The 10403-nt window shown below is 66.1% G+C and carries 12 protein-coding genes; 10 read left to right on the forward strand and 2 right to left on the reverse strand.

Annotated features, from left to right (window positions below; translation table 11 throughout):
• Positions 1-6 precede the first annotated feature (6 nt).
• The 9 genes from ACI6S0_RS05915 to ACI6S0_RS05955 are packed head-to-tail and all read left to right on the forward strand — an operon-like array spanning position 7 to position 7177.
• Positions 7-1203 (forward strand): pyridoxal-phosphate-dependent aminotransferase family protein, encoded by a 1197-nt coding sequence (locus ACI6S0_RS05915; protein WP_080993657.1) that lies wholly within the window; start codon positions 7-9, stop codon positions 1201-1203.
• The gene (puuE, locus tag ACI6S0_RS05920; protein ID WP_038293028.1) at positions 1200-2087 is read left to right on the forward strand and encodes an allantoinase PuuE; all 888 of its coding nucleotides are present in this window, start codon (positions 1200-1202) and stop codon (positions 2085-2087) included. The genes ACI6S0_RS05915 and puuE overlap by 4 nt, the downstream gene beginning before the upstream one ends.
• Positions 2080-2553 (forward strand): 2-oxo-4-hydroxy-4-carboxy-5-ureidoimidazoline decarboxylase, encoded by a 474-nt coding sequence (uraD, locus tag ACI6S0_RS05925; RefSeq protein WP_017502789.1) that lies wholly within the window; start codon positions 2080-2082, stop codon positions 2551-2553. The genes puuE and uraD overlap by 8 nt, the downstream gene beginning before the upstream one ends.
• The gene (locus tag ACI6S0_RS05930; RefSeq protein WP_017502788.1) at positions 2550-3971 is read left to right on the forward strand and encodes an NAD(P)-binding domain-containing protein; all 1422 of its coding nucleotides are present in this window, start codon (positions 2550-2552) and stop codon (positions 3969-3971) included. The genes uraD and ACI6S0_RS05930 overlap by 4 nt, the downstream gene beginning before the upstream one ends.
• A complete protein-coding gene (gene uraH / locus ACI6S0_RS05935; RefSeq protein WP_017502787.1) occupies positions 3968-4297 on the forward strand; it encodes a hydroxyisourate hydrolase in 330 nt (109 codons plus the stop codon). Before ACI6S0_RS05930 ends, uraH begins: the two co-directional genes overlap by 4 nt.
• A gap of 6 nt (positions 4298-4303) precedes the next feature.
• The gene (locus ACI6S0_RS05940) at positions 4304-4483 is read left to right on the forward strand and encodes a DUF4089 domain-containing protein (protein ID WP_017502786.1); all 180 of its coding nucleotides are present in this window, start codon (positions 4304-4306) and stop codon (positions 4481-4483) included.
• Positions 4480-5817: an AtzE family amidohydrolase gene (locus ACI6S0_RS05945; protein ID WP_017502785.1), complete on the forward strand. Its 1338-nt coding sequence runs from the start codon at positions 4480-4482 to the stop codon at positions 5815-5817. The genes ACI6S0_RS05940 and ACI6S0_RS05945 overlap by 4 nt, the downstream gene beginning before the upstream one ends.
• On the forward strand, positions 5814-6194 hold the full coding sequence (gene hpxZ, locus ACI6S0_RS05950; protein ID WP_048938630.1) for an oxalurate catabolism protein HpxZ: 381 nt from the start codon (positions 5814-5816) through the stop codon (positions 6192-6194). Before ACI6S0_RS05945 ends, hpxZ begins: the two co-directional genes overlap by 4 nt.
• The gene (locus ACI6S0_RS05955; protein ID WP_017502977.1) at positions 6191-7177 is read left to right on the forward strand and encodes a bile acid:sodium symporter family protein; all 987 of its coding nucleotides are present in this window, start codon (positions 6191-6193) and stop codon (positions 7175-7177) included. Before hpxZ ends, ACI6S0_RS05955 begins: the two co-directional genes overlap by 4 nt.
• Positions 7178-7201: 24 nt before the next feature.
• Here the strand turns inward: ACI6S0_RS05955 and ACI6S0_RS05960 are convergent, their stop codons facing one another.
• Positions 7202-7735, reverse strand: a complete 534-nt coding sequence (locus tag ACI6S0_RS05960; protein WP_017502978.1) for a phosphoribosyltransferase — start codon at positions 7733-7735, stop codon at positions 7202-7204.
• A 9-nt stretch (positions 7736-7744) separates the two neighbouring features.
• The gene (locus tag ACI6S0_RS05965) at positions 7745-8698 is read right to left on the reverse strand and encodes a LysR family transcriptional regulator (RefSeq protein WP_017502979.1); all 954 of its coding nucleotides are present in this window, start codon (positions 8696-8698) and stop codon (positions 7745-7747) included.
• Positions 8699-8834: 136 nt separating this feature from the next.
• Here ACI6S0_RS05965 and ACI6S0_RS05970 point away from each other — a divergent pair, with 136 nt between their 5' ends.
• Positions 8835-9833, forward strand: coding sequence for an isopenicillin N synthase family dioxygenase (locus tag ACI6S0_RS05970; RefSeq protein WP_048938654.1), 999 nt, complete (start codon positions 8835-8837; stop codon positions 9831-9833).
• Positions 9834-10403 lie beyond the last annotated feature (570 nt).

Raw genomic sequence — 10403 nt, forward strand, 5'->3', positions numbered from 1 at the left:
CTGCTGATGGGCCCCGGCCCGATCAACGCCCATCCCCGCGTGCTGCGCGCCATGTCGGCCGACCTGCTGGGCCAGTTCGACCCGGAAATGACCGCCTATATGAATGAGGTGATGGCGCTGTACCGCCCGATCTTCGGCACGCAGAACCGCCAGACCTTTCTGGTCAACGGCACGGCTCGCGCGGGCATAGAGGCGGCGCTGGTCAGCATGGTCAGCCCCGGCGACACGGTGCTGGTGGTCAACTTCGGCCGTTTCGGCCTGCTGCTGACGGAGATATTGAAGCGGGTCGGCGCCCGGGTGGAGCGGGTGGACGCGCCCTGGGGCGAAGTCGTGCCGCTGGACGCGATCGGCGACGCCATCGCCCGGACCGGGCCCAAAGTCGTCGCGACCATCCATGGCGACACATCCACCACCATGGCGCAGCCGCTGGACGGGCTGGGCGCGCTGTGCCGCGATGCGGGCGCGCTGCTCTATGTTGACGCCACCGCGACCATCGGCGGCATGGAACTGGCGGCGGACCGCTGGGGCGCGGATATCGTCACCGGCGGGTTGCAGAAATGCCTGGGCGGATCGTCCGGTTCGGCCCCCATCACCATTTCCGATCGCGCGGCGACGCATATTTACGGCCGCCGCCGCGTCGAACTGGGCCTGCGCAGCGGGGACATGGAAGAGGGCGAGGATGAGGGCGGGGGCATCGTCATCGGGTCCAACTATTTCGATCTGGGCATGGTGATGGACTATTGGTCCGAAAAGCGCCTGAACCACCATACAGAGGCGACCACCATGCTTTATGGCGCGCGCGAATGCGCCCGTATCATGCTGGAAGAGGGGCTGGAGCAGCGCTATGCCCGCCATGCGGCGGCAGGCCGCGCCATGGCGACCGGGCTGCGCGCGCTGGGGCTGACGCTGTTCGGCGACGACCGCTATCGCATGACCAATGTGACCGCGGCCTATATTCCCGAAGGCGTGGATGGAGAGCGGGTGCGCCGCCGCATGCGCGAGGATTTCGAAATAGAGATCGGCACCGCCTTCGGCCCGCTGGCGGGCAAGGTGTGGCGGTTCGGCGCGATGGGATATAATGCGCGCAAGCACAAGATACTGATAACATTGGGCGCGCTGGAGGCGGTGCTGCGGGCGGAGGGGCATGGCTGTCCCCCGGGCGAGGCGGTCGACGCCGCGCTCAGCGCATGGAACGCACGATGAGCGCGCGCGACCTGATCGGCTATGGCCAGACCCCGCCCGCCGCGCACTGGCCCGGCGGCGCGCGGATCGCGGTGCAGTTCGTCATCAATTATGAGGAAGGCGCGGAAAACAGCGTCCTGAACGGCGACCGGGGATCCGAAGCCTTTCTGTCCGACATGGTCGGCGCGGTCAGCCATGCCGACCGGGCGATGGCGATGGAAAGCCTGTATGAATATGGCAGCCGCGCCGGTTTCTGGCGCCTGCACCGGCTGTTCACGGATCGCGGCCTGCCCGTCACCGTTTTTGGCGTGGCCGCCGCGATGGCCGCCAACCCCGCCGCCGTCGACGCGATGCTGAAGGCGGACTGGGAAGTGGCCAGCCACGGCTATCGCTGGATCGATTATCAGCATATGCTGGCGGATCGGGAGGCGGAACATATCGCCCGCGCCATAGAGGTCCACACCCGCCTGACCGGGCAAAGGCCGCTCGGCTGGTATCAGGGCCGCACCTCGCCCAACACCGCCCGGCTGGTCGCGCAGGAGGGAGGGTTTCTTTACGACGCGGATTCCTACGCCGACGACCTGCCCTATTATGACCGGCGTTTCGGCCGGGCGCAGCTGATCGTGCCCTATGCGCTGGACGCCAACGATATGAAGATGGTGGCGCTGAACGGCTTTACGGAGGGGGACCAGTTCTTCCGCTATCTGCGCGACACGTTCGACCAGCTGCGGGCGGAAGGCGGGCGGATGATGTCGGTTGGTCTGCATGGCCGCATCGCCGGACGGCCCGCCCGCGCCCATGCGCTTGCCCGTTTCCTGGATCATGTCCTGGCCCATGACGATGCCTGGGTCGCCCGCCGCATCGACATTGCCCGCCACTGGCTGGAGCTGCACCCCCATGACTGAAGAAAAAGCCGATTTCATCGCCCGCTATGGCGCATTGTTCGAACATTCCCCTTGGGTGGTGGAGCGCGCCGCCGAACGCCTGCCCTTCGACGATCTGCATGCCGGGCTGATGCAGACGGTGCACGACGCCACCCGGGACGAACAACTGGCGCTGATTCGCGCCCATCCCGAACTGGCGGGGAAGGCCGCCATCGACGGGTCGCTGACCGATGCATCTGCCGCCGAACAGGCATCGGCCGGGCTGGACCGGCTGTCGCCCGAGGAATATCGCGCCTTTCACGACCTGAACGCCCGCTATGGCGCGCGTTTCGGTTTTCCCTTCATCATCTGCGTCCGGCTGACGAACAAGGCGGGCATATTGGCGGCCATGGGACAGCGGCTGGCCCATGACGAACAAAGCGAAATCGCCACCGCCCTTGCCGAAATCGGCAGGATCGTGGCCCTGCGTCTGGAGGATCTGGCATGACATTGGCACAGCATGAGGCCCGGCTGGCGCATGATCTGGACTGTCTCGGCTTTGGCGGGGCGGACTGGACCCGCACCGATGCGCCAGATGACCAGCACATCCACGACGTGGTGATCGTCGGCGGCGGGCAGAGCGGGCTGGGCGCGGCCTTCGGCCTGCTGCGCGAACGGATTTCCAACATCCTTGTGCTCGACGAAAATCCGGCGGGGCAGGAAGGGCCGTGGGACAGCTATGCGCGGATGATGACGCTGCGCACGCCCAAGCATCTGACCGCCATCGACTATGGCATCCCCGCGCTCACCTTCCGCGCTTATTGGGAGGCGATGCACGGGCCGCAGGGCTGGGCCGCCATTGACAAGATCCCCCGGCGCGACTGGATGGACTATCTGCGCTGGTATCGCCGCGTGCTGCGCCTGCCGGTGCGCAACGACAGCCGGGTCACGCTGGTGGAACCGGTGCGGCGCGGCCTGTTCCGCCTGTCGCTGGCCGATGGCGAAACGCTGCTGGCGCGCAAGGTCGTCATGGCCACCGGCATACAGGGCGGCGGCCAGTGGCAGATGCCCGCCATGGTGACGAAGCTGCCCGGCCATCTTTATGCCCACACCTCTCAGGCCATCGATTTCGATGCGCTGGCGGGCAGGCGGATCGCGATATTGGGCGGCGGCGCGTCGGCCTTCGACAATGCGCAACATGCGCTGTCGCTGGGCGCGGGGGAGGTGCATGTCTTTGTCCGCCGCCAGCAATTGCCCACCGTTAACCCGATCCGTTTTCTGGAGGCGAACGGCGTCATCCCGCGCTTCCCCGCTTTGGCGGATGAGGCCAAATATCGGATGATGAAGAATTTTTTCGAACGCAACCAGCCGCCCACCAACGACACATTCGCGCGTGCGGCCAGCCATCCGGGCTTCCATCTGCATCTGGGATCGCCCTGGCTGGATGTGGCGGAAGCAGGCGACGGGGTGGATGTCATCACGCCGCAGGGGCGGCAGCGCTTCGATTTCCTGATCCTGTCCACCGGCCTTGCCACCGATCCCGCGCTGCGCCCCGAACTGCGCCCGGTCGCGGCGGGCATCGCCCGCTGGTCGGACCGCTTCGCACCGCAGGATCGCGACGCGGTGCTGGATGCGCACCCCTATCTGGGCACGGGGTTCCAGCTGCTGCCGCGCACGCCGCAGGATGAAGACGCGCTGCACGGGCTGTTCGCCTTCAACTATTCGGGCCTCATCAATTTCGGTCTGTCGGCATCGGCGATTTCGGGACTGAAACATGCGCTGCCCCGGCTGGTGCAGGGGGTCGCGGACCAGCTGTTTCTGGACGATCAGGGGGCGATACTGGCCGATTATTTCGCCTATGCCGAACCTGAATTTTCCGCGCAGCTGCCCACGCCCCGCGCCACGCCGACGGAGGCCGCGGCATGAGCCTGTCCACCCATGTCCTCGACACCATGCACGGCCGCCCCGCCGCTGGCATGGCGATCCGCCTGCTGTCGGGCGACCGGCTGCTGTTCGCAGGGCTGACCGATGCGGACGGCCGCTGCCCGGCGCTGCGCGATCTGGAACTGGCGGCCGGAAACTACCGGCTGACCTTTGCGGTGGCGGATTATTTCCGCTGGCTGGGCGTCGACCTGCCGCAGCCGCCCTTCCTTGACATCGTGCCCATCGATTTCGGCATGGGCGAAGGGGGCCATTATCATGTCCCGCTGCTCGCCTCGCCCTTTTCCTATTCCACCTATCGCGGAAGCTGAAGGCCCATGGAAGCTGACACCCCCCTCTTCGTCCCCCTCTTCACGCAAACGGCCGACGCGGATCTGGCCGCCGAAATCGCAGCGCGGATCGGCATGGACCTGCCTGATGCCTGCGTGGCGGGCGTGGCGGCCAATGCCCGCCTGTTGCAACGCCATGCCGACCTGCTGCGCGGGGGACAGGCATGACCGACCTGTCGACATGGGGCGTCGTCGCTTGCGCCGATGCGGTCCGGTCCGGGCGGCTGTCGGCGGTGGCGCTGGCGACGGCGGCGCTGGACCGCATCGCCGCCCGCAACCCGGCGATCGTCGCGGTGACGCGCACCCTGCGCGACCGGGCGCTGGCGCAGGCGGCAGCGGTCGATGCGCAACTGGCCGCCGGGCAGGATCCCGGCCCGCTCGCCGGCGTGCCCTATGGCGTCAAGGACCTGTTCGACGTCGCCGGCCTGCCGACCACGGCGGGCGCCGCACGGCTGAAGGATGCGCCGCCCGCGACCGCCGACGCCGAAGCGATCGCGCGACTGCGCGCGGCGGGCGCGGTGCTGGTGGCGACGCTCAACATGGACGAGTTCGCCTATGGCTTCGTCACCGACAATGCGCATTGGGGCATCACCCGCAACCCGCACGATCCGGCGCGGTTCGCGGGTGGATCGTCGGGAGGGTCGGCGGCGGCGGTGGCGGCGGGCATGCTGCCCTTTGCCCTTGGGTCCGACACCAATGGATCGATCCGCATTCCGGCCAGCCTTTGCGGCATTTACGGGACGAAGCCGACCCATGGCTCGCTGCCGCTGGCGGGGACCTATCCCTTTGTCCACACGCTGGACGATATCGGCGCCTTCACGCGCAGCGCCGGCGATCTGGCGCTGGTCGACGCGGTGCTGCGCGGCGGCGCGGGCGAAGCCGCGCCGCTCGGCCGGCCCGCTTTGCTGGGCGGCTGGTTCGCGGCCAATCTGGCGCCGGACATGGCGGCGGCGCTGGACCGCCTTTCCGCCGGGCTGGGCGGGCTGCCGGTGGTCGACCTGCCCGATGTGGCGAGGGCGCGATCGGCCGCCTTTCTGCTCACCGCCTATGAGGGCGGGCGGCTGCATCGCGACGCGCTGGCGGCCGATCCGCTGTCCTACGATCCGGCGACCCGCGACCGGCTGATCGCGGGAGCGGCGCTGCCGGATGCCATATATGCGCAGGCCATGGCCTTTCGCAGCGTCTTTGCCGCCCATGTGGAGCGCGCGCTGGCCGACCATGACGTGCTGATCGCGCCGGCCACCTTCGGCCCGGCGCCGCGCATCGACGATCCCACCATCCCCATCGATGGCGCGCCGCAACCGGCCCGCGCCAATCTGGGCCTCTACACCCAGCCGATCAGCTTTCTGGGCCTGCCCGTGGTGGCCGCACCCCTGCCGGTGGCGGGGCTGCCCATGGGGGTGCAGCTGATCGCGGCGAAGGGTCGCGACAGCGCCCTGATCGATTATGCGACCATGCTGGAGGGCAGGGGCCTGATAGCGGCAAAAGGGGAAGGACGATGACCGTGAACGATGCAGGGGTTGTGGCCGAAGTGACGGCGCAGCTGGAACGCTATGAACGCGCGCTGATGGCGGACGATCTGGCAGAGATGGACGCGCTGTTCCACGACGCGCCGACCACCGTGCGCTATGGCGTGGGCGAGGTGCTGTACGGCATGGAAGAAATTCGCGACTTTCGCAAAGGGCGCGGCGGTTCCCCCCAGCGCCGCGTCGGCCGGATCGCGGTCGCTGCCTTCGGCCCCGACGCCGCCACCGCCAATATCGAATTTTTCCGCGAAGGGTCCGACCGGCGCGGCCGCCAGAGCCAGACCTGGATCCGCTTCCCCGACGGGTGGAAGATCGTGTCCGCCCATGTCTCCATCGAAGGCAGCGCCTCGTGAAGGCGCTGCTGGCACGGCTGAACATCGACAGCTATATCCTGCTGCTGGTCGGCATGGTGCTGCTGGCGTCCTTCCTGCCGGTGCGCGGGATGGCGGCGACGGTCGCGGGGGGCTGCGCCGACATCGGCATCGTCATCCTCTTCTTCATGCATGGCGCGCGCCTGTCGCGGCAGGCGGTGATCGACGGCGCGCGCCACTGGCGGCTGCACCTGACGGTGGCGCTGATGACCTTTGCGGTGTTCCCGCTGCTGGGCCTGGCCGTCCGGGCGATCCCCGGCATCGATCCCGCGCTGGGCACGGGTATGCTGTTCCTCACCCTGCTGCCCTCCACCGTGCAATCGTCCATCGCCTTCACCGCCATGGCGCGGGGCAATGTCGCGGCGGCGGTGTGCAGCGCCTCCTTTTCCAACCTGGCGGGCATTTTCATCACCCCGCTGCTGGTCGCCTTCCTCATCACCGGGCGGCAGGGCGGCTTTTCCGGCGACGCGGTCGTGACCATCGCGGTCCAGTTGCTGCTGCCCTTTCTGGCGGGCCATTTCCTGCGGCCGTGGATCGGCGCCTGGATCGCCCGGCAAAAGAAGCTGCTGACCATGGTGGATCGCGGATCGATCCTGCTGGTGGTCTATACCGCCTTCAGCGCGGCGGTGGTGGAGGGGCTGTGGAACCGCGTCACGCCGGACGATCTTGCCCGGATTGCGGGGCTTTCCGTGCTGTTGCTGTCGGTCGTGCTGCTGCTCAGCCATGCGCTGGGCAAATGGCTGGGCTTCAATCGGGAAGACAGTATCGTGCTGCAGTTTTGCGGCTCGAAAAAGAGCCTGGCGTCGGGCGTGCCGATGGCTGGCGTGCTGTTTTCCGCGTCGCAGGTGGGCGCGATCATCCTGCCGCTGATGTTCTTCCACCAGATCCAGCTGATGGTCTGCGCCGTGCTGGCCCGCCGCTATGCCGCATCCGACACCGCGCAGGGGACACTGGCCGGCGCATAGCCGCCCAATCGCGCACGGCCCGCCCTACAGGCTCAGCCGCTCTGGATCCTCGCGCGCATCCTGTTCCTGCATGGCGCGGGTCGCCACCGACCCCCAGGGGAAGATGAACCATCGCTTGTCGACCTGCCGGTCGATATTGCGCGACGCATGGTCCACCGTCTCGCGCGAACTGACATTGTTGATCAGCACGGCAAAACGCACATTGGCGGCCAACCCGCCATTGTCGATCAGCAGCGACCGGAATCTGGCAATGGTCTTGCCGCTGTCGTTGATATCGTCGACGAACAGATATTTTTCGCCCAGCTGGGTGCAGGCGGCCAGATGCACCAGCAGCGAATCCGAAAAGGCATGCACCTTCGAACTATGGTCGATGGACAGCATGGCAATGCCCATGCGGTGCGACAGGAATGTCGCGGGGACCAGCCCGCCCCGGCCGATGCCGACGATATAGTCGGGCACCCACGGATCCTGTTCGACCGCGCTGGCGATGGTTTCGACATCGGCCAGAAACTGGTCATAGGACATTTCGGAAAACTGGATATCTTGCGTCTGCGTCATGATGGGCCTTCAGGTGGATGATGGGGGTGCGGCCGGTTCGGCCTCGCTCGCGGCGTTCGCGCAACGGGCGAGCGCTGCGTTCAGCAACTCTACCAGCGCATGGACCGCAATGGCGGGATTGCGCGCGGACCGGACATAGATGCCCAGGTCGGCCTGAAGATAGGTGGGCCCGGCGATGGGAATATGGACCAGTTCGCCCCGCTCGATCTCATCCTCTATGCCGATCCGCGTCTGAAAGGAAATGCCCAGCCCGCGCATCGTCAGCTGCTTGGCCAGTTCGACCGAGCTGGTCTCTACCGCGCCCTGGGGCAGCTTGCCAAGCGCGCGCTGCAATTGCTGGCGGATGGACAGATCCGCCTTGGGCAGGATCAGCGAATGGGACAGGCAGGTCGCCAGCGTCAGGCTGCTGCTGCGCGCCAGCGGATGGTCGGGCCGCATCGTCGCGCCCAGCGGATGGCGGCTGTGGGACAGCTGGCGCAGGTCGGACGTCCGCTCGACACCGAAGGCGATGCCCATGTCCGCGTCGCCGCCGATGACCGCGGCGGAAATGGCGGCCGATCCCAGCACGCTGACGCCCACGGTGATGCGGGGGTGGCGTTCGCGCAGTTGCGCCAGCACATCGGGCAGCAGGCCCGACGTCAGCGCCTCCACCGCCGCGATCTCGACATGGCCCGACCGCAGGCCCTGCATCGCCTCCAGCTCCGACCGCACCCGTTCGGCGTCCTGCAACACCTCTATCGCATGGCGGGCGAATGTCGCCCCGGCATGGGTCAGCTTCAGCCCGCCGGGCAACCGGTCGAACAGCGGCGTGCCCAGTTCCTCCTCCAGCTTCAGCAATTGCCGGTTCACGGCGGAGGATGCGACGTTCAGCCGCCGTGCCGCCTCCCGCACCGAACCCGCCCGGCGGATGGCGTCGAAATAGACGATCATGGGGGCATGGAAACGGTGGGCGCGGTTGGACATAGCCGCTCCTGGGCCATAATCCCGATTCGGTCAACGTCCTCTTTTCGGCATCGGGGTGGGCTATAATCGATGCTTTTTTTCGAGCGGGCAGACAGGAAGAATGGGCGCCGATATAGAGGCCGAGCGAGGATATGAAATGACGCTGACAGCAACAGGGGATACGATTGAACGGGGCGATGCGCTGACCCTGCCGACGGTCGATATTTCCAGCCTGCCCGGTTCGGACGAAGGCGCCCGCGCCGCCGTGGTACAGGCGATCCGCACCGCCTGTTTGGACAAGGGCTTCTTCTATTGCGTCGGCCATGGCATCGACCCGGCGCTGCTGGCGCGGGTCTTCGCGCAGAGCGCGGCCTTCTTTGCCCAGCCGATGGACCGCAAGATGGAACGGGCGATGGCGCTTTCGAAGGCCAATCGCGGCTATGAGCCGCTGCGCGGCCAGACGCTGGAACCGGATTCGCCGCCCGACCTCAAGGAAGGCTATTATATCGGCGCGGAAGTGGCGGCGGACGATGAACGGGCGCAGAAATTCTTCAACACCGGCCCCAATGTCTGGCCCGAAGACCTGCCCGACTTCCGCGCCACGATGGAGGAATATTATGCGGCGATGCGCAGCCTGATAGCGGTGCTGCTGGAAGGGCTGGCGCTGTCGCTGGGGCTGGATGCGGACTATTTCGCGGATTTCCAGACCTCACCCATCGCGACGCTGCGGCTGCTCCATTATCCCGCGCAGGAAGCCAATCCGCATCCCGATGAAAAGGGCTGCGGCGCGCATACCGATTTCGGCGCCATCACGGTGCTGATGCAGGACGGGGTCGGCGGGCTGGAAGTGTGGGACCATGACGGCGCGCGCTGGCTGGCGGCCCGGCCGCTGGACGGATCCTTCATCATCAACCTGGGCGACATGATGGCGCGCTGGACCAACGGCCGCTATCGCTCCACCATCCACCGCGTCATCAACCGGTCCGGCCGGGAACGCTATTCGGTGCCCTTCTTCTTTTCCGGCAACCCCGAACATCGGATCGCGTGCATCCCATCCTGCCTGCCCGCCGGCGGAGCGCCCCAATATGCCCCGATCACGGTGGAAGGGCATATGCGCGAACGCTATTCGGCGACCTACAAGAAGGATTTCGGATAGTTTAGTAGGTCTTGGTTAATTTGACCCTGCCGTCGAACGTTGAACTGTTGTGGTAGATGCCTCACTTCGCTTGGCATTTAATGATGCGGAGTGGCACCACCGTGGTGCGCGAAGGAGGAGCATATGGCGAATGCGCGCATGCTGTCGATCAACTTGATAAAGTGATGTTTCTAAGTTTGGGGGAGTGATTGAGCAGGCGGGAGCGTCGATGCCTTTCGGGTGGCGAGGTGATACTTTGACTTTCCTCTGTGCCTTGACGTCGAAGCTGCCTCCCCCCTGTCGGAAGGCAGTGCAACGATTGAAGGTGCTATGAAGAGAAGGTTGTCGCGGGGGGGGGGCGTTGCCGGGATTTCGGCTCTAGCGGTGACCCATTGGGTAACGCTGTATGTAAGACGTTACGCGGGGTTCGTTTCAGAGCCGATATTTAACCAGCGAGGAACTAAAGTCTTGAACGAGGAAGGGGGGATATCTGAAAGGCGAGAAAGTGAGAGTGGACTGCGTTTATATGTTTTTCCGTGTCTGCAGAAGATGGTACTATTGCCAATGAAATTGAATAGCATCGAAATCGAG

This window comes from Sphingobium sp. DN12 (assembly GCF_051058005.1).
Taxonomy (GTDB): domain Bacteria; phylum Pseudomonadota; class Alphaproteobacteria; order Sphingomonadales; family Sphingomonadaceae; genus Sphingobium; species Sphingobium yanoikuyae.